Annotated in this window: 16 protein-coding genes and 1 pseudogene; 8 read left to right on the forward strand and 9 right to left on the reverse strand. The window is 70.1% G+C overall.

All coding sequences use genetic code 11. The annotated features are described in order from the left end of the window. Positions 1-115: 115 nt before the first annotated feature. Positions 116-610 carry a hypothetical protein gene (locus ABT288_RS37280; RefSeq protein WP_351617705.1) on the forward strand — a complete coding sequence of 165 codons (495 nt, stop codon included), beginning with the start codon at positions 116-118 and terminating at the stop codon, positions 608-610. A 185-nt stretch (positions 611-795) separates the two neighbouring features. Further along, positions 796-1,167, forward strand: coding sequence for a hypothetical protein (locus ABT288_RS37285; RefSeq protein WP_351617708.1), 372 nt, complete (start codon positions 796-798; stop codon positions 1,165-1,167). Positions 1,168-1,369: 202 nt separating this feature from the next. On the opposite strand, the gene ABT288_RS37290 is transcribed toward ABT288_RS37285, so the two are convergent. Together ABT288_RS37290 and ABT288_RS37295 are read right to left on the reverse strand one after the other, a co-directional pair. Beyond that, complete coding sequence (locus tag ABT288_RS37290; protein WP_351617710.1) at positions 1,370-1,879, reverse strand: NAD(P)-dependent oxidoreductase; 510 nt, start codon at positions 1,877-1,879, stop codon at positions 1,370-1,372. A gap of 227 nt (positions 1,880-2,106) precedes the next feature. Beyond that, positions 2,107-2,718, reverse strand: a complete 612-nt coding sequence (locus tag ABT288_RS37295) for a TetR/AcrR family transcriptional regulator (RefSeq protein ID WP_351617713.1) — start codon at positions 2,716-2,718, stop codon at positions 2,107-2,109. A gap of 832 nt (positions 2,719-3,550) precedes the next feature. Between ABT288_RS37295 and ABT288_RS37300 the strand changes: the two genes are divergently transcribed. Further along, positions 3,551-4,009, forward strand: a complete 459-nt coding sequence (locus ABT288_RS37300) for a peroxiredoxin (RefSeq protein WP_351617715.1) — start codon at positions 3,551-3,553, stop codon at positions 4,007-4,009. A 204-nt stretch (positions 4,010-4,213) separates the two neighbouring features. Then, positions 4,214-4,438, forward strand: a pseudogene (locus ABT288_RS37305) (transposase family protein); the annotation flags it as partial. Between the two features lie 304 nt (positions 4,439-4,742). Here ABT288_RS37305 and ABT288_RS37310 read toward each other — a convergent pair. Then, positions 4,743-5,954 (reverse strand): hypothetical protein, encoded by a 1,212-nt coding sequence (locus ABT288_RS37310; RefSeq protein WP_351617718.1) that lies wholly within the window; start codon positions 5,952-5,954, stop codon positions 4,743-4,745. A 109-nt stretch (positions 5,955-6,063) separates the two neighbouring features. Between ABT288_RS37310 and ABT288_RS37315 the strand changes: the two genes are divergently transcribed. Continuing rightward, positions 6,064-7,032, forward strand: coding sequence for a glycosyltransferase (locus ABT288_RS37315; RefSeq protein WP_351617720.1), 969 nt, complete (start codon positions 6,064-6,066; stop codon positions 7,030-7,032). Beyond that, positions 7,029-8,264 carry a glycosyltransferase gene (locus tag ABT288_RS37320; RefSeq protein WP_351617723.1) on the forward strand — a complete coding sequence of 412 codons (1,236 nt, stop codon included), beginning with the start codon at positions 7,029-7,031 and terminating at the stop codon, positions 8,262-8,264. The genes ABT288_RS37315 and ABT288_RS37320 overlap by 4 nt, the downstream gene beginning before the upstream one ends. 582 nt (positions 8,265-8,846) lie before the next feature. Here the strand turns inward: ABT288_RS37320 and ABT288_RS37325 are convergent. The 5 genes from ABT288_RS37325 to ABT288_RS37345 all read right to left on the reverse strand — a co-directional run bounded on the left by ABT288_RS37325 (position 8,847) and on the right by ABT288_RS37345 (position 15,370). Continuing rightward, entirely contained in the window at positions 8,847-9,962 is a 1,116-nt protein-coding gene (locus ABT288_RS37325) for an SGNH/GDSL hydrolase family protein (protein ID WP_351617726.1), read from the reverse strand. A gap of 103 nt (positions 9,963-10,065) precedes the next feature. Continuing rightward, positions 10,066-11,415: a hypothetical protein gene (locus tag ABT288_RS37330; protein ID WP_351617729.1), complete on the reverse strand. Its 1,350-nt coding sequence runs from the start codon at positions 11,413-11,415 to the stop codon at positions 10,066-10,068. 261 nt (positions 11,416-11,676) lie between these two features. Continuing rightward, on the reverse strand, positions 11,677-12,759 hold the full coding sequence (locus ABT288_RS37335; RefSeq protein WP_351617732.1) for a hypothetical protein: 1,083 nt from the start codon (positions 12,757-12,759) through the stop codon (positions 11,677-11,679). 611 nt (positions 12,760-13,370) lie between these two features. Further along, on the reverse strand, positions 13,371-14,546 hold the full coding sequence (locus ABT288_RS37340) for a glycosyltransferase family 4 protein (RefSeq protein WP_351617735.1): 1,176 nt from the start codon (positions 14,544-14,546) through the stop codon (positions 13,371-13,373). A 416-nt stretch (positions 14,547-14,962) separates the two neighbouring features. Continuing rightward, entirely contained in the window at positions 14,963-15,370 is a 408-nt protein-coding gene (locus ABT288_RS37345) for a hypothetical protein (RefSeq protein WP_351617737.1), read from the reverse strand. A gap of 275 nt (positions 15,371-15,645) precedes the next feature. Between ABT288_RS37345 and ABT288_RS37350 the strand changes: the two genes are divergently transcribed. Continuing rightward, entirely contained in the window at positions 15,646-15,927 is a 282-nt protein-coding gene (locus ABT288_RS37350) for a hypothetical protein (protein WP_351617740.1), read from the forward strand. Positions 15,928-16,070: 143 nt separating this feature from the next. On the opposite strand, the gene ABT288_RS37355 is transcribed toward ABT288_RS37350, so the two are convergent. Further along, entirely contained in the window at positions 16,071-17,195 is a 1,125-nt protein-coding gene (locus ABT288_RS37355) for an FAD-dependent oxidoreductase (RefSeq protein ID WP_351617742.1), read from the reverse strand. Positions 17,196-17,290: 95 nt separating this feature from the next. Here ABT288_RS37355 and ABT288_RS37360 point away from each other — a divergent pair, with 95 nt between their 5' ends. Continuing rightward, the gene (locus tag ABT288_RS37360) at positions 17,291-18,022 is read left to right on the forward strand and encodes a TetR/AcrR family transcriptional regulator (protein WP_351617745.1); all 732 of its coding nucleotides are present in this window, start codon (positions 17,291-17,293) and stop codon (positions 18,020-18,022) included. The last annotated feature ends 372 nt before the right edge of the window (positions 18,023-18,394 follow it).

Consider the following 18,394-nt stretch of genomic DNA (forward strand, 5'->3'; position numbering starts at 1 on the left):
GGTCAGCTGGGCGAGAGATGTCGCAGGACGGTCGCAGCGCCGAGATGGGACGGCACACTCGACTTGTGGTTCCAGGCTCGGGTGTTGAGTCGGCCGCCTGGGCAGGCTGGAATTCATGGGAGGCGTTACGCACCGCGAAGCGGCCATGACACTCGCCGCGCAGGCCAAGGACGTGGCATGGGCTCCTGACGGCACGCCCTGGGAGCGGTTCTTACGAGCGATCAGCGGTGGCCGATGGGGCCGCCAGCCCACCGGCTGGACCGTGATCCGGCTGGATGCCCCCTGGCAGGACACCCCCTCGTCGGAGCGCCCCGGCTGGAGGGAGCGCGCCGCGAACCTCGCCGGCGACGTCGCCTTCGCCGTCGACTACACCGTCTGCGCCCACTGCCGACTCGGGTGGGTCGAACAGCCCTACACCATGGAGAAGTATCAGCGGTGCGGGCTGGCCACCGCGGCCCTGGAGGCGCTGCGCCTCGAGCACCTCAGCCTGTCCTGGCACACCCTGGGCAGCCGCTTCCAGGACTCCCGAGCCTTCTGGACGGCGGTGGGCTCCAGCGTGCCGGGCAGCTACCGGCAGCGCGACACCTGCCCACACATACCCGAAGAATGAGCACGGCTCGGCTTGTGCGCCCGGGGGCGCCTGCGCCGGCGCCCTCGAGCAGCGCAGCAGCCATGGTCCCGCTCGCGGCGGCCCTGCACGCACCGGTGATCTTTCCCGGATCCGGCCCCATGCCTAGCACCTCGGCGCCTACCGTCGTCCCACCAGCTTTCAACGCCACGAGGACAGGGAGGCGCATGCGTAGTGGGAAGGCGCTGCTCGAGGCGCTGCGGGTCCTGCGCGACCACCAGGAAGTAGCCGAACGTGGCTGGGCACTGTTCGGCGCGCTGCGCCCCGACCACCACGCGGCAGTGGAAGCCGCGGCCGGACGCGGGGACGAGGGCTTCAAGGAGGTCTACGAGAAGCAGATCCGCTCCTATCTGGACCTGATCGCCGGTCTCGGCGAGCACTCCGAGGAGGCCCGGTCCGAGGCCATGCTCACCCTCAACGCCCTGGTCGGCGCCACCCTCATGTCCCGGGCCGTCGCCGACTCCGGCCTCTCGGACGAACTGCTCACCAACGTCGCCGACCAACTCAAGCGACACGCGGCACCGGCCCCTGCCGCCTGATCTCACCCCCGGCGAGGCCCCGGCCGCGCCTGCCGCGTCCGAAAGGCGCGCCCAGACGATGATCCTCGACGTGGAGTGCCGCCTGGTGACCGACCCGTGGGCCCAGGAACGCGAGGTGGGGACCGGGATCCGCTGACCCTCAGGCGGGATGTTTCAGCGGCCGTGGAGTCGACCGGCTCCACGGCGGATGTCTCGGTGGGTCCTATTGCTGCACGTACACCGACTGGTTGAGGTAGCGGTCCTGTTCCAGGTTGTCGAGCATGAACGCGGCCAGGTCGGCGCGGGATATGTTGCCGAGGATGGATTTGCCGCGGTAGTCGCCGTGCCGGTAGGTGCCGGTGGCGGGCCCGGTCGTGAGGGTGGGCGGCTGGACGATGGTGAAGATCAGGTCGGAGGCGCGCAGGACGGCGTCCTGGTCTTCCTTGGCGGGGAAGCCCGGCAGGGTGATGACGCGGATGGCGGCCACGACTGCGCGCATCAGCGGGTTCAGTTGTCGGCGGCTGATGGCGCTGGTGGCGAAGCCGGTCAGCGCCTCCACCCGGGACACGCCGACGGTGCGCATGGCGGTGACGATCAAGCGGCTGCCGGTGTGCACGACCGGGTCGGCAAGGCTGATGATCGCCGCGTGTGACCCGGTCAGGGTCTTCTCCAGCGCCGCGATGTCGTCGAGGTCGGCTTGCACACCGGAAGCGGGCAGGGGACAGACCAGCACGGCCAATCCGCCCACATGGATCGCCTCAACTTGAACCCGTCGCAATAACTCGGACAACCGCCGTAGAGCCAGTCAGGACTCGTCATCATCATGCGTAGCGCCGCCTTGGCCGCAGCTGCGCTCGCCGGCGCCGTGCGAGAGGAGTTCGGCCTGGCGAAGGCAGAGCCCGAGGCGGGGCAACGATGCAGCCTCAAGGGCCTGGGATCGGCTCCGGCCCGCGGTCGTGGTCAGCCGGAATGCCGGTCCTGGTACGCGGACTTGATGAGCGTCTCTGCGCCACGTGCCAGGTCGAGTCGGGCCTGTTCCGCGTCTTCGAGATAGCCGGCCACCATGGCGCCGTCGCGGAGCAGGAACAGGGTGCGTGCCGCCCGTTCCGGATCCGGGTGACCCGCCCTGGTCAGCAGGGAGGTGAGCGTGTCGTGGAACCAGGCGCGGTGCGCGGTCACGGCTTGACGCACGGGGTGGTCCGCATCGGGGTACTCGGCAGCCGCATTGATGAACGGGCAGCCACGGAATCCCGGACGGCACACCTCCTCGCCGATGCCGTGCACTATCAGCATGAGCAACTCGCCGGGCTCGCCCGTCATCTGGGCGGCACGTGCCAGGGTTGCGCGGATGTTCTGGTCCGTGGCTTCCAGGTATGCCCGAATCAGGTCCTCCTTGCTGGGGAAATGCCGGTAGAACGTCGCGCGGGTGACCTGAGCCTCGGCGATCACCCTGTCGACGGCCACGGCGTGGATGCCCTCGGCATAGAAGACGCGCATTGAGGCGGCCAGGAGCCGCTCGCGGGCCTCGGAGGGCCGGGCCGAAACTTTGGCGGGGGGCGGGGCAGAGGTCATTCAGACACAATACAGAACGGTTCGTCTTATCGGCTGCGTCGCGTTCGCGCTCCGATGGGAGCCGAGGCGTGCGGGAGCGGGTGGACCGGTCCTGCGAGTAGCCCCGCTTCCCGGCCCGGTGCGGAACCGGGCCGGGAAGCGGAGGCTGGGAACGGCGCGGTCAGCCTGCCTGGGCGGCGTCGAGGATGAGCGACGTGACGGCGTCGGCGTTGGTGATCATCGCCGCGTGGGGCGCGTTCACCTCGACACGTCTCCGCCCCAGCCGCATAGTGCACCGCGGCCCCGCCCCAACCGATCCCGATCCGTCATGCCGACAATCCTCACCCGGCTTGACGAAAGAGATAGGGCCACCCCCCGGCGGCGCAGAGGGCGGGACGCAGGCTGCGGCGACGGTGAAGCATGGGTTTTCTCCAAAGGGGGGAGGCAGCTAGTAGACAGAACGTTTCGTTCACTATAGGCAGTGAGTCTCTGTCCCCTGTCAAGAGAGGGAGGGGCGGGCTTCTCCGGCGGGCCGGCTCGGTCGCCGAAAGGGGGCGAGCGCCCACCCCGGCGACGTCAGGACTTCTGTCGCCGAGTACGCAGGCCGGATCGGCCACACCGGGTCCGTGAACCGAGTCACACGGCGATCACTGGGGGTGTGGCCCGCGTCCGCAGGAGCCGCGCGAAGTCGCAGCTCACAGGCCTGACGCGGGCGCGCGCAGGGGATCCATGGCGATGAGGCTCCGGACGGCTGCGACCGGCCCGCCCGCACGCGACCCCTTGCGGTCCCGGTAAGGCGCGCTACAGTCTGCTTCATAGAACGTTCTGTCTCACGACTGGGAGCCTGGCAAACATGGACATCGGCGACTCCGTCCCTGACTTCACCCTGCCGGACGAGACCGGCAACCCCCGGTCGCTGGGTGAGTTCCTTGCCCAGGGCCCCGTGGTGCTCTTCTTCTACCCGGCGGCCATGAGCGCCGGCTGCACCAAGGAGGCATGCCACTTCCGCGACCTGGCCGCAGAGTTCAAGGCGGTGGGGGCACAGCGCGTGGGAATCAGCCCGGACACGCCCGAGAAGCAGCAGAAGTTCACGGAGCGCCACTCCTTCGACTACCCGCTGCTCTCCGACCCCGACGGCGCGGTCGCCCGGATCTTCGATGCGCACCGAAGTTGGGGCCCGCTGAACGCCAAGCGCAAGACGTTTGTGATCGGCACCGACTTCCGCCTGATCGAAGCCATAAAGAGCGAGATCAACATGAACGCGCACGCCGACCGGGCGCTCGTCGCCCTGCGCAACTCGGTCGGCGCCTGACCGCACCGGACACGTCTGCGTGGCCCGGGACGCCGGGCTGTCCCCGTGTCCACAACCGGCATGGCTGGGCACCACCGGCCCGCCGCCCCCAGGAGGCGCGGCGGGCCGGTGGCATTTCGCTCTGTTTCGATTCCACGGACGGGGCAGAGCGCGCTACTCGCGGGCCGCGGCGATCTCGCCGGTGATGCCGAGCGCGACAAGGACAAGGGCTTCGTGCCGCAGCCGATCCGCTGGCGGGCCGAGCAGACGAACGGCACGCTCATGCTGCACCGACGCCTGGTCCGCGACTACGAGTCGCTGCCCGCCTCGTCCGAGTCCCGTGTCCACTGGGCCGAGACCGACCGCCTCTCCCGTCGGCTGACCGGCGAGGACACCCCCACCTGGCGCACCACCGCCGTGGCCACCGCCCCTCGGGAGGCGACCGCGTGACCAGCGCCGACCGGCTCCTGGCCCTTCTGGACGAACGCGAGTCCGCCCTCGACGCGCGGAGCGACGTCCTGCGTGCAGGGAACGCCGAACTCACCGAAGAACTGGCCGAGTTGGCGTCCGAGGCCGAGGCGGCGCGGATCACCCGCAAGACTATCCTCGCCCTTGCCCCACAGCTGGAGGAGTCGGCTTCCGAGCCGCCGCCGGACCTGCCGCCCCTCCCCCACTACCCCGAGATCCTCACCGCCCTCGCCCAGGCCGACCGACCACTGCGGGCGCGCGACCTGTGCGAACGCCTCGGCCTCGGCTACCTGCCCCGGACGATCGAAGGCGTGCGCGCCAAGGCCAAGCGCCTCGTGGCGCGCGGCCTGGTCGACGAACCCGAACCAGGACAGTTCGCCCTGGCGGGGCCACGGACCGACGCGGACGTCACCGACCAGCCGACCTGACCCACACCAAAGCACAAAACGGACATCACTCCGCGAAATGGCCTCGCAAACCAGCCACCCTCGGTCCTCTGCTCGGGCACGGCCTGGTCCTGCTCCTGGCGCTCGTCCTCGTTCCGGCTCGCGGCCTCGATGGCCTCATCCTCGCACCCGTCGCACAGCGGCGGATGCCACCGTGGCCCCGGCTTCGGGTAGGCAACCGTCGCCTCCCACCGGTCGTCGGTGAACTTCGCCCCGCAGCTGGCGCAGACAGGACGGCGTGCCTCACCCTCGGCGGCCTTCTGCTCAGCCGCGCGCCGCAGTTGAGCCTGGTACTCCTCCTGCCGGGCCCTGGCGGCCTCCCGCTCACGCACGTCAGCAGCCTCACGGCGGGGGTTGCCGATCGCCTCCAGCAGCGGCTGCATGTGGTCGCGGCCGATGCGGAGGAACACCGGTCCGGCCGGGCCGTGCCGGCGCAGGTTCCGAAGCCCGGTCGCGATGACCGGGATCTTCCCGTCGTAGAGGTGGTAGCCGCCGCCCTGCCGCTCCCCTGCCCACAGGTGCCGGGTGAGCTCGATCAGGCGCGGAACGGTCCTGGTCGGGTCGCGGGCGCCGATGTGGTTGAACACCAGCAGGACGGGCGGGTGCGGCTCGTCACCGGGCCTGCCCGCAGGAGCCGGCCAGCGAGTGCGCCACATCGGGCGCTCCCTGCCGTCGGTGTCCTTTGTCTTCCGCTTGAAGAAGCCGGCGTACTTCTCCAGCTTGACGGCAATCTCCTCCGCGGTCTCGTGGCAGTTGTCGACCTCGATGAACAGCAGCGGCACCCCGTCCTGCGGGGCGGTGAGCACGATGTCGGCCTGGGCGCCGCCCTTGCCGGGCGCGTTGGGCTTCGACGTCCGCCGCGGGGCCCGCTGGCTGAGCCGGAGGGGGTGCCATGACGGGCACGCGCGCTGCGACGGGTGACCCGGTAGCGGCCCTGGCCCCCGCCCAGGCTTGGCGCCGCCGAGGCCGTGCCCGCGCCCGCTTCGGTCCGCCGCCGGCTCGGCTCGACCGGGCGGGAGGGCCGCGGCCTGGTTGCCACGTGGGCTCTTCATCTGGGGAAGGACGTGCTCTACGCGCGGCGCGGAGCTGCTTGTGCGTTCGGTCGGGCTCGGCTCGCCTCCCGATGAGCGCGCCAGCGCGCGGCCTGCGCTGCTCGATCGGGTGCGACCCGATGCGGTCCTGCTCCTCGGCGGGATCCTGCACTTCCGCTCCCAGCTGCCGGCCCTTCAGGACTGCCCGGCACCGGTGGCCGGGTGGTTCCCCGTCGAGTTCGACCGCGACACACCCCCGCACCCCTGGCGGGCCGTCCTGGGCTGCTGTGCGCGGATCCTGGCGCAGGCCGAGAACGGCCGCTCCCAAATGGCCCGGGCAACCAGCCGCAACGACATCGGCCTCGTCGGCCTCGGCGTCGACCTCGACATCTTCCATCCGGTGGATCCGCCACGCCGCAGGCAGCTGCGCACCCGGCTCGGCTGGGATCCGGACGCCTTCGTGTTCCTGTACGTGGGCCGCAACGACCCGCGCAAGGGTATCGAGTACGCCATCGAGGCGCTGCGCCTGTACTGCCGCGACGATCCCCAAGCGGCCCGGCGCACCGTACTCCACCTGCACACCCAGCCCGGACGCGGCCTGCTGGAACTCATCCACGCCAGCGACCTTGCCGCCAAGGTCACGTTCAGCCGCCGCGAGAGGCACCTGCTGCGTGACCCGTTCAGCGAGACTGACGTGGCCGCCCTGTACCAGGCGGCGGACGCATTGCTCTTCCCCTCCACGGGCGAGGGCTTCGGAATGCCGCTGCTGGAGGCGCAGGCGGCAGGACTGCCGGTGGTGGCCACCGCCAACAGCGCCATCGGCGAGGTCGTCGGGCGCGCGGGTCTCCTCATCCACTCTCCCGGACGCGTCACGGCGCTCGACGACGACTGCATCGTATGGGCGTGGCCGCCGGACCCGGTGCACGCCGCGACGCTCATGAACGCGCTCTTCCACAACCCGGACCTGCACGCTTCGTTGAGCACACACGGTCTGCGGCAGTCCGCGACCCGGTCCTGGGACACCATCGCGGACGAACTCCTCGACGAGCTGCACGCCGTCACAGCGGTGCCTGCAGTGCCTACGGGGACACCACGGTGACCCGGATCGGGTTCCTGAGCACCTACCCACCCCAGATGTGCGGCATCGCGAACTTCACCACCGCGCTGCGGACGGCGCTGCCCCCGTTGGCGGCCGGCGCAGTGGTCGCTGCCGTCGACCCGGCAGGTCCGGGTGTGGGAGCCGCCACATGGCCGCCCGAGGTCCGCGGTGTGCTGGAACCCGACTCACCCGCCAGCTGCCTGGCTGCCGCCCGGATCCTGAACCAGGAAGACGTCGCCATCCTCCAACACGAGTTCGGCATCTACGGAGGCCCGAACGGCGTCGATGCGCTGCGCGTCATCGACCTGCTGACCGTGCCGGCCATCGTGGTCGTGCACACCGTGCCGGCCGACCCCACCCACCACCAGCGCGCCGTCATCGACCGCATCCTGGCCAAGGCCGCCGCCGTCGTGGCCATGAGCCAGGACGCCCGACACCGACTGTCCGCGCAGTACGGCATCCCGGGCGAGCGCATCCGGCTGATCCCGCACGGCGTCGCCCCCAAACTGGTCGGCGTGCGCCACGCCCACGAACCAGCGGCCCACCGGACCGGACAAACGGCCCCGACCCTGCTCACCTGGGGCCTGCTGCGGCCCGACAAGGGCATCGAATGGGCCCTGGCCGCTCTTCCCCTGCTTCGCGGCAACGCCGCACGCGCCGGCTACGTCATCGCCGGACGCACCCACCCCCGCATCCTCGAGCACCAGGGCGAGAGCTACCGCCACCAACTCGCCGCACAAGCCGACCAACTGGGCGTCGCCGACCGCGTCACCTTCGACGACCGCTTCCTCACCCCGGACGAACTCCAATCCCGGCTGAAGCACACCTCGTGCGTGGTGCTGCCCTACGACACCCCGGACCAAGCCACCTCCGGCGTCCTCACCGAAGCAGTCGCCGCCGGAATCCCGGTCGTGGCCACCCGCTTCCCGCACGCCGTGGAGCTCCTGACCGCCGGCCGCGGCATCGTCGTTCCCCACCGCGACCCGCAGGCCATGGCCGACGCCATCACAGCCCTCCTCAAAAACCCGAAGCCCGGCCCAGCGCAAGCCCACCCGCTGGCATCCGAAGACCTGAGTTGGCACACCGTCGCAGCCTGCTACCACCGCCTCGCCGCCGAAGTCATGACGATGCCTGCAGCCCCGGCAGCACGAACCGACCGCCCACGGCCCACGGCAGCGGCAGCGGCAGCGAGCCGCGGCGCAGCCGGGCCACGTGGATCCGTCCCGGGTTGAACCCGCCGTACAGGGCCCTGTGCCCACGGCAGCGTTCCGGACCGAGCGCAAGGTCGACCAGCCTCCGCGCCAGTCCGTCCGTGCACAACAACGCGTCGTACAACCCGAACAACGCGTCGCCCCGCGCGGTCAGAGGCGCGTACAACTCCGTCCGGATTCCTCATGGTTTTTGTCAAGCGGCCAAAGCGATGGGGAGCCGCTGACCACGGCACCCGCGGCCAAGTAAGGCTCACACGGCCTGAGCACGCTTTTCGCTCGTTCGCCCACCGCGACGTCAACCAGACGCAGCCGGGGCACTCCGTCCCTGCCCATATGCCCACCGTACGGCGGCATGCAGCTCAGCATGTTGTGGGGCCTTGGGCTCTGTGGGGGGGTTGGGGCACTTCGCCGCCGGTGAGGGCGGCGAAGTCCGCGTGGGCCTGTCCGGCACCTTCCGGTGTACGCCTCGCGCTGGATGCGCTCGGCGAGCATCCGGCAGGTGCCGGCTGCCGGGTGTCGGCGTTCCTTGTGCTCGTCGGCCAAGTGTTCCGGGCCGCGATTCCGTGCGGGTGCCGGTGTGGCGTCAGGGTTCGGGCTGGTTGGTCAGCGTTCGAGGAGGGCGATGCGGATAGCTCGTTCGACGTGGGCGGCGGTGTTGGCCTGGCCTTGGGCGTTGGGGTGGACCAGGGTGACCCGCTTGTGGATGGCAGCGCAGTTCAGCAGGGTGCCGGGGACCTTGGCGGGCCAGTAGTCCGCGGCGTCGCCGCAGATTCCCTCGACCCACTTGGTGCCCGCGGGCTGGCAGGCGTCGTGGCCCACGCTGGAGGAGTAGACGTCGACGTAGCGGTCGCCGAAGAAGTCCGTGACCCGCTGGATCGTGTTGTTCAGCGGCTTGAGGACGTTGTCACGGAGCCAGTCGATGTCGGCGTGCTTGATCGAGCCGAGTTCGGTGAGGGCGAGGCGGTTGCAGGCGCTGCCCTCCTCCGGCAGGACGGCCGGGTATCCGACGGTGATCACCTTGGCGTTGGGTGCGGCCTGGTGCACCTTGACCAGCATCTGGATGTACTCATCCTGGACCCTGGCGAGCTTGTCCTGGATGTTCTCCCCCTCGGGAGGATTGGTGTAGTAGTCGCGGCAGGACTTGCCGGGCGTCGCGCCCAGTTCGAGGCACTTGAGGAGTGTGCCGCCGAAGGGCAGGCTGTTGCCGCCGACGCCGATGGTGACGATGTCGGTCTGGTCGTTGAGCTTCGCTCGCTGGATTTGCGGGTCCACTGCGGGCCAGCCTCCGGCGGGGGGCTGGACCGGGCTGATCGGCGTCTGTTTGGTGTCGGCGATGTTGGCGATGGTGGCGTTGCCGCAGCTGACGTTGGTCAGGTGGACGGGCTTGCCCGGCGGGAACTCTTCGAGCTCCCGGTCGATGACGCCGGGGTAGGCGTGGGTGGTGCGGTCGCAGCCGTCCCGCGACGCATCGCCGAGCGGGGGCTGCGGGGCTCCGACGAAGCCGCCGGCGGTGTACGAGTCGCCCAGCGCGGCCCACTCGTACTGATCAGCCGCACCAGCGGAGCCGGAGGGCACAAGCGCGGACGCCGCCAGCGCGAGCCCCACGGCCAGTGCTCGCATTCGCAGGCGGGAGACGGGGTGTCGCATGGATCCTCCAGGACAGGCCAGCAGGGCCGTCGAGGCGAGGGCCGCGAGTCGGCCCATAGACGTCGGACGCATGGGTGGTCTCCGTTCGCTCCCCGTAGTCAACTTCTGCGGCTCGCCGCGCCCGCGCCCCGCCGGGGGAACTGACCTCGTCGGGGTGCGGGCACGGGCTGGACGGTCAGCGGGCGCCGACCTCGATGGGGGTGCTCTGGCTCGTCTCGCTTCCCACCTGGAACGTCAAAGACGTGCGGCCCGTGGTGCTCGGGTCACTGGCCTTGACGGCCACCCACGCGGTGGACTTGGAGCCCTTGCCCCACAGCGCCAGGTTGACCTTGGAGAAGGTGAGGGTCTGGCCGCTTGGGGACAGCTGTCCGACGAAGTGCTTCTGTGCTCCGTCGGAGTCCAGCACGGTCAGCTGGTAGCCGGGGTTGCCTTCCTCCACGAACTGCAGCCCCAGCCCTTCAGGCAGGCTGACCTGGACGGTCTGCTCGGGGACCGGCCCCTCGCTGGTTTCGAGATGCACCCCGGGATAGCCGACGGGGCCGCCCGCGGTCAGCCTGACGTCCGGCGGGCCGCCCGGGACGACCGAGAAGCTGGCGCTGCGCGTGGCGGTGTAGCGGAAGTAGACGCTGCCGAGCTGGAAGGCATCTTCCGGCTTGTCCGGCATCCAGCTCAGGGCGCTCGTCTTGCCGTCGGAGGTGTTGGTGGACTGCGGCCAGACCAGGAACCGGTAATACCCCGGCCTGTCGCCCTCATCCAGCAGATTGACGGCGTCGAGGATGCGCTTGTTGAGGATTCCGGCGTCCGCGTGGCCCTTGACGTTGAACTTGACCGGGGCGGGAGTGAGGTGGGACGGCGTACCGTCCTCGTGCACCAGCTGGTAGTACACGTGGTCGGCGTTGTTGCCGGCCACGTTGTCCCTGCCCTGGCGGGGATTGACCAGGTCGATGATGAACTTGTCGGCGATGTAGCCGTTGTCTGCCACGTAGCCGAAGCCGGCCTGGCTGTTGGGAGTTCCGCCCCAGGCCGTGTCGTACGGCAGGCGGACGAAGGGGCGCCCGATCCGCCCGTTGTCCGGGTCGTAGAGGGGCCAGAGAACCTCTACCTGAACATGCGTGATGCGGGTCGTGCCGTCGCTGAGGCTGACCTTCACGCCGAGCTGGTACATGCGGCTGTACTGGCCCAGCTCCGGTGCAGCGTCGACGTTCAGGTCACCGCGCAGCGTGAAGGTGATGACGTCGGAGTCGGCGAGGAACGTCAGGTCGATGACCTCGTACTCCTGGTCGATGCCCATGCGGCCGCGTGGCACCTCGACGGCGGTGATGTAGGCCAGGTCGTCCCGGCCCCAGTAGGCGTACTCGACCTTTGTGATCTTGATACCCATCGGGACGCGGATGCGGCCGTCGTAGCGGAACTCGGAGTCCCAGACGGAGAACCGGTTCGCGTACCCGAGGGTCTTGATACCCGTCCATTCCGGGTCCGACGTCGGAACGTCGACTGGTGATACCGCTGATACTGATGCAGCCATGCCAATCTCCCTTTGACTGGAAAATGTGAGGGATATACCGAACAGCGGCAGTGGGCCTATTCGCTCTTCGCGGCCGCGCCCCAGCGGGTCTTGGGCTGCATGCAGGCGCCGCCGCATCGCCATGCCGCACTTGGGAAGGACTTCGGCACAGCTGCTGCCCTCGTCCTTCAACCTCCGCCTGCGTGGAGCGCGGGACGACTGCTGAGCACCCGCTCCGCTGGGCTGTTTCGAGCACAGCGGGCCGTGTGACTGTCGGGTTGCTCAGATGACATTGATGGTGGTGGAGGGAGAGAGTCGGTCGCCGACGGAGAATTCGACCCGGGTGGCGCCGGGTGGGGTGGCGTCGGAGGCGCTCACGGCGACCCACATGACCGATCGTGATCCGGCATCGGGGATGCCCAGGTCGACGTGGGAAAAGGTCAGTACCTGCCCGTCGTCGGAGAGGTTCCCCATGTACACGGTGGTGTTGTGGTTGGCGTCCCAGACAGTCAGCTGCTGGTCGGGATTGCCCGGTGTGCCGAACTGCATGTTGAGCTCGGCCGGGAGGGCCGCGGTGACAGTTTGCAGGGGGATGTCCTGTGATCCGTTGTTACGGACCTCCACGCCCGGGTAGACGGGTGCCCCTCCTCGTTCCGCGGTGACGGGGGCGCCGCCGGGTGCGACGTCGTAGGCGGGTGTGACGACGACCGTGGTGGAGGAGGAGGGCTTGCCGGCGACGGTGAAGGCCAGGCTGGTGGCTCCGAGCGGGGCGTTGTGGCCGGCGCTTACGGCGACCCACATCACCGCTGTGCCGGGCAGGTTCAGGTCCACGTCGGAGAAGACGAGCGTGGCTCCGTCCTCCAAGAGCTTTCCCATGTACGGTGTCGTCCGCCCGGAAGGGTCTTGGACGGTCAGCTGGTAGTCGGCCAGTGCCTGCGTGCCGAAGAGCAGTCCGCGGTCGGCGGGCAGCGTGACCGACACCGTCACCGGCGCAACCTCCACGTCGGAGTCGACGTGGATTCCCGGATACCCGACGGGCCCGCCCCGCGTCAGCTCCACGTCCGGCGGGCCGCCGGGCGTGAGTGTGAACTCCGACCACTGCAAGACCACTTGACCGTGGTGGTCCGCGTCACCGGCGGGAGACTGGTACAGGGGATCGTCCTTGCCGCCCGCCTGGGCGCCATTGCCGGCCACGGTGCGTCCTTCGGTGACGCCCGGGCCGCTCACAAAACTGCTGCCACCTCCACCACCGCTGCCCCAGTAGCCCTGTGAGTTGGCGAGGGTGAGCCCTCCGCCGCCTCCCGCGTAGCCGGCGCCTCCACCTGTTTCACCGGCGCTGTAGCCCGCGCCCCCGCCTCCCCCCATACCCGGGATCGGCACCTGGCCCCCAGGACCTCCATTTACGTTGGGGCCTCCGTTCTGGCCGGTGTTGCCACCACGCCCCCCATAACTACTGCCTGTGGAGCCGCCGGCACCGCCCGTCGAACCCGATGCTCCGCGCGCCACCGTGCCGGTCCACCCGCCCCGCGATTGAGGCTGTCCGTCAAAACCGCTGGTGCCGCCGCCCGCCCCGCCGCGCGCGTCAATGAGACCCGGCCGCGTGCACGCGCCTCCTCCTCCGGCGATCAGCAGCGGCTGTCCCAGCCGCTGACTGAACACGCCGCTCATCCCGCCCCCACCGTGGCTTGCTCCCAGATCGACAACGATCCGCAGGGTCTCCCCGGGGACGACGGCGATGTTCCCCGTGGCGAATCCGCCCCCGCCTCCTTGGCCGGCCCCGCCGCCTCCGCCGCCCCAGCAGCGGGCGTTGACCGTGGTGACGCCGGGAGGAACCGTGAAGTCCTGGACGGCTCCGGTGTAGTCGAATCGCAGGATGTGGGTGAAGGGAGCGATCGGTGCGCTGATGGTCGGCGCAATGGCCGCACGTGGCTCGATCACCGTGACGGGTTCGGCAGTGGGGAGAAGAGTTGCCTCGGTCAAGACGTGCCTTCCTTTCGATGCAGGTCGACGGGACCGGTGGTGTTTTCTCTGTGCTCCGCGGCACCATGACGGCCGCAGGCGCGGTTCGTCCCCCGGAGCGCGGAGTCGTCCCCAAGGCTGTGGCTCATCTCGCCCACATCGACGAGCGTGCCGATGGCGCGCTTGCGTACGCCGTTGGCCATGCGCTTCATGGCCAACGATTCGATGGCGTCGCACCACAGGTCGAGGTCGGGTGTGGCGCTCAGTTCGATGGAGCGGGCTGCGGCCCGTCGCGAGGCCCGGGCCCAGTTGTCCGCGTCTTGCAGGGCTGTCAGAGCGTCGATCCAGGCGTTGAGGTCGTCGCGGTAGGCGAAGATGCCCGCTTCACCCAGGGACTCGACCAGCCCGGGGGTGGGGTGGGCGAGCACGGGGATGCCGGAGGCGAACGCCTCCACCGCGACGCGTCCCCAGGACTCGTACAGGCTCGGCATGAGCATCACACGGGAGCGGCTGTAGACGTGCTCGCGCATCTGCTGCCCCGGAACCCCGTCGAGGACCTCGCAGTTGGGCAGCCTCGGTGGCGGCATGATCTGCTGGCCGTAGGCGCCGCGGACACCGAGGAACTTCCACTGCGGTGTCCAGGCGGCGATCTGCCAGAACAGCTCACCGCCCTTGTCCGGGTTGAGGTTGACCAGGGTCGCGCAGTCCCCGGGCTGCGTGCGGTACTCCTCCGCAATCACCGGCGGCCGCACCACGATGCTGTGCCGGGGCAGGAACTCGCGCGGGTAGCGGGCGTAGAAGATCTCGCCGTCCCGGCGGATCCACTCGCTGTTGTAGACGACGAGATCGGCGCCCGCCGCGTTGTGGAAGCTGGCGGCGAAGTTGTCGTGGCAGATCACGGCCAGCGGGATGAGACGCTCCCGGGCGAGGCCGGCGACCAGGGGCACGTTCTCGTAGTGGGAGACCAGCACGTCCGCCGTGTGGGCGTGAGCGGCGAAGTCGATACCTTCCTGGAAAGGGACGACCCGCACCCCGTCGATCTCGTAGGTCTTCTCGCTCCTGCCGGGGTGGGACAGCCAGACCTCCACCTGGTGGCCGCGCTCGGCCAGCGGCCGCAGCATCGAGTGCAGCATCCACTCCGAACCCGCGTTGTGATCCGGTGGATACCCGTACACCCGGGCCACGATGGACATGCGCCGCACGGTCGGTGCCACGGCCAGTCGATACGGACGCCATGCCAGCTGGTCCACCAAGAAGTCCCTCCGGAGCGGGTGTGCCGCGAGTGTGCGCAATCAGCCGGAGCGCGTGGTCTGCCCGCTCCGGCCTCGCTTCCATTCAGCCCCGACACACGGCTGCGGAACCAGTGCCTCCGCGCGAAACCACCACTACGTGTTCTGCCGAGGTGCGGCATGAAACGCCCAGCTCACAGGCCCTCTGGCTCGCGCCGGTCGCAAACCGGCCAAGCGCCGCCCCCTCGTCGGCCACACAGCGCCGGCAGCAGTGCGCGGGTACCTGACGGCGAGCTGTGCCCGCGTTTTTTGGCGGGTGATGACGTCCGCGGGCATCGTCGGTGCGCACCGCGACATCAGGTGCGCGGCAGCGGGTGCGCTCAGTGGCCGACCTCCCGGCCGCGGTGGGGGCCGGGCTGCCGCGGGTGGTGTGCCTGCTGGTCGTTCTCGCGTACGGGATGCGCTGCGTCGGCATCGTGCGGGTCGGCGTAGCGGTCCGCGCGGGCGCGAGAGTCGTCGGCTGCCTTGGTGAAGGCGTCCTGGAGGTGGCGCAGTTTCTCATCTGTGAGATCGAGGGCTTCCACGTCCCTGCGGGATTCCCTCAAGGCCCGCAGCGCCGTCAGGTCGATCGCCTCCCGGCGCCCGGCCTCCGGCTCCTGGTCGTCGTGCTCGGGGTCGGCGGCCGGGGGCGCGAGCAGCTGCTCGGGCATCGCCGCCTGCTGGTGCGCGACGACGTCGTACGCCCGGCCCCGCGCCGCGACGGTGGTGCGCAGCTTCTCGCGGACCACCGCGCCGGCGAGGACGGCCCGTTCGTACTGCAGCGGGGCGCGAGGTACCTCCCGCTCCCCCGGCTGCAGATCCGAGGGCCGGGGCGCGGCCGGTGTGCCCGGGTCGGCGGGGGCTGCCGGTCGGTGTCCGGGACGGTGGTCGGCGGGCGGCGGTCGGGTGTGAGGCCGGCCAGTGACCAGCGGGCGGTGTAGAGGCGGCAGGCGGGCAGCAGGCCGCGCAGCGTCTTCGGCTCGCTGATGTCCAGGCAGTACGTGGCGATGGCGGCATCCACGATTTGCTCGTCCAGGCCCGGCTCGCGGCGGCGGCCGCGCAGGACGAGAGCGAGGTGACGGCGGGCTTCGGCGAGCAGGTGCCGGCGGTGGAACCGGCCGCCGTGGTTCATCACGAACACCGTCGCGGCGACGTCGACGGCCGCCAGCGCTATGTCGACCACGGCGGCAACCCGCGCCCGGATGGCCGCCGCTGCGGCACGGGCGTACTCGAGAAGGGAATTGATGACCTCGACGGCCACTCCGGGGGTCCGGCCAAGATGAGCCCCATAGGGGCAGTGAGATGATCTTGATGGCCTGGCCTGGCCTGGCTTGTGAGCTGTGTGCCGTCGGGCATTCGCCACGCGTGAGGGCCCCGGCCGGTTGTGGGGCCTGATGTCGGGTGCTGGCGGGGTGAAGGTCGGGCAGGCGGGGGTGGTGAGCTTCGGCTTCAGGAGAGTTTCGCTTCGGGGGCGAAGGCGGGCAGCTTCTCGAGACTGCTGCGTACGGCCTCGGTGCCGTACTCGAACATCTGCCGTTCGTAGGCGTCGACCGCGCCGAGCAGGTCCCGGCGGCCTTCGTCGGCCCCGATGAGGCGGCGCAGCAGGTCGGCGTCGCGTAGAGCGGTGTTGGCGCCGTTGCCGCCGGTCGGGGAGGTGGCGTGGATCGCGTCGCCGAGCAGCGTGACCGGGCCGGAGGCGGCCCAGCGCTCGCCGGGCTGGACGACCCGGATGGAGAGCAGCGTGCTGTTGTCCGGGTCGGCCTGCTCGATCAGTGCACGCAGCTGTGGGTGCCAGCCTTCCATCCTGGACAGCACGGTGTCTTGCGCGGTCAGGTCCTCCAGTGAGCCGTTCGGGGGCAGGATCATGGCCCAGCGCACGTAGTCGCCGATGTCGGGCAGGGTGACTTCGGGGGCCAGTTGCTCGGCGGCCTGCTTCGGCGGGGTGCGGAAGCGCATCGCGCCGAGCAGCAGGCTGACGCCGTCACCGGTGATCTTCGAGCCGTAGGCCTTGGACAGGCCGGCGAACTCGTCGGTGAGCGGGGTGCGGCCGATGACGAACCGGACGCCGGTGTCGAGCGGGGTGGTCTGGGGCGAGAGCACCTGGCGGACCGCGGAGTTGACGCCGTCCGCGCCCACGAGCAGGTCGGCGGTGGCCGGGGCGCGGTGGGCGAACCGGGCTTGGACCTTGCCGTCGGCCAGCACGTGGTAGCCGGTCAACGCGGCGTCGGTGTGCACGGTGAGGCCCGTGAGCAGCAGGTGGCGCAGCACCTGCCGGTCGACGACGATGCCGGTCCGGCCCGCGCCGAGCCTGCCGATCTCCTTCAGCTGCGGGTCCAGGATCAGCTGCTCGGCGGCAGCGTCCATGACGATCTCGTCCAACAGCGGGTGCCAGCGCGTCGGCAGGCAGGCGCGCACCGCCTGAAAGCCGTCCGGGTCCAGCACGAGCCGGTAGCCCTGGAACCGTGCGCCGATCCCCGGGTCGCGCTCGAACACCTCGGCCTCGATCCCGGCACCACGCAGACCCTGGGCTAGCGCCAGGCCTCCCAGCCCGGCTCCGACGACGGAAACTCGCATCACACACCTCCAAGACATATGAACGAACTTAGTTCGCTCTAACGATCTAAGTTCTACGCAGCGAACTTAGATCGTGTCAAGGTATCGTGGCCGGCATGCCCGCCGATCCCCGCAGACTTCGCGCAGCCCGCCACGCCCAACCCGCAGCGGCGGCACCCCGGTCAGCGCCACGCAGGAAGCCGATCACCGTCGAACGGATCACCGACGCCGCCCTGGAAGTCGTCGCCGCCGAGGGGTACGACGCGCTCACCATCCGCCGGGTCGCCGCGGTGCTCGGCACCGGTCCGTCCTCGCTGTACGCGCACATCGTCACCAAGGACGACATCGACGACCTGCTGATCGGCAGGCTCTACGCCCAGGTCGTGCTCCCCGAACCGGACCCGGGTGCCTGGCGCGAGCAGCTGCTCGGGGTGTATGCGCAGATCCGCGACCTGTACCTGAAGTACCCCGGAGTCTCACGCGCCGCGCTGGCCATGGTGCCGACCCACCTGGAAACGCTGCGGGTCGGCGAAGGGATCCTGGCGATCCTGCTCGCGGGCGGCATCGAACCCAGGACGGCCGGCTGGGTCCGCGACGCGATGTCCCTCTACGTCGGCGCCTACGCACTGGAGCAGTCGATGGTCCGGCAACGACGTCGGCACCCGGATCAGGGTCAGGAATGGGTGCTCGGCAACGAGGAGTTGCTGGACCGCTTCACCGCGCTGCCCGCCGAGGAGTTCCCGCATACCCGACGCCATGCCGCCGAGCTGATCTCCGGCACCGCAGACGATCGCTTCGAGTTCGCCCTCGGCCGGCTCATGGACAATCTGCGGCCCGCGTCCGGTTGACCCGCGGCGCGCGTCCACCGCATGCCCCGCCACCGGCCGTCGACCCGAGGCCCGGCCTATCGCGACGAAGGCCCCACCCGCCGAGCAGATACGGGCCGCCATCCCGCCGGCGCTGTACCCGACCGTCGCCCTGGCCAACGGCCCGCACCATGATGTGGTCCTCCTTCACCCCGCCGGAACGCGGCAACCCGCGCACACCACTGCGGTCCCCAAGCTGGACCCGAACCACACGAGCCTCTGCACGCACTGGTGTTCTTCCCCTCGACGGTCTGCTGCCGGCCGCCCGGCGATCTTGTCGTCCATGTCGCCGGATCCGGTCCGCACTGCGTCGGAGCTGCGGCCGCCGTTTCAGCGGGCGACTGCGGCCGCCGC

Origin of the sequence: Streptomyces sp. NPDC001093 (assembly GCF_040298985.1) — a bacterium.
In the GTDB taxonomy this organism is placed as follows: domain Bacteria; phylum Actinomycetota; class Actinomycetes; order Streptomycetales; family Streptomycetaceae; genus Streptomyces.

Coding starts and splice junctions, on each gene's coding strand:
- ABT288_RS37330 (WP_351617729.1), bottom strand. CDS start 11,415: ATGGCTGCATCAGTATCAGCGGTATCACCAGTCGACGTTCCGACGTCG.
- ABT288_RS37310 (WP_351617718.1), bottom strand. CDS start 5,954: ATGAAGAGCCCACGTGGCAACCAGGCCGCGGCCCTCCCGCCCGGTCGA.
- ABT288_RS37295 (WP_351617713.1), bottom strand. CDS start 2,718: ATGACCTCTGCCCCGCCCCCCGCCAAAGTTTCGGCCCGGCCCTCCGAG.
- ABT288_RS37335 (WP_351617732.1), bottom strand. CDS start 12,759: ATGGGGGGAGGCGGGGGCGCGGGCTACAGCGCCGGTGAAACAGGTGGA.
- ABT288_RS37280 (WP_351617705.1), top strand. CDS start 116: ATGGGAGGCGTTACGCACCGCGAAGCGGCCATGACACTCGCCGCGCAG.
- ABT288_RS37300 (WP_351617715.1), top strand. CDS start 3,551: ATGGACATCGGCGACTCCGTCCCTGACTTCACCCTGCCGGACGAGACC.
- ABT288_RS37360 (WP_351617745.1), top strand. CDS start 17,291: ATGCCCGCCGATCCCCGCAGACTTCGCGCAGCCCGCCACGCCCAACCC.
- ABT288_RS37355 (WP_351617742.1), bottom strand. CDS start 17,195: ATGCGAGTTTCCGTCGTCGGAGCCGGGCTGGGAGGCCTGGCGCTAGCC.
- ABT288_RS37340 (WP_351617735.1), bottom strand. CDS start 14,546: ATGTCCATCGTGGCCCGGGTGTACGGGTATCCACCGGATCACAACGCG.
- ABT288_RS37325 (WP_351617726.1), bottom strand. CDS start 9,962: ATGCGTCCGACGTCTATGGGCCGACTCGCGGCCCTCGCCTCGACGGCC.
- ABT288_RS37285 (WP_351617708.1), top strand. CDS start 796: ATGCGTAGTGGGAAGGCGCTGCTCGAGGCGCTGCGGGTCCTGCGCGAC.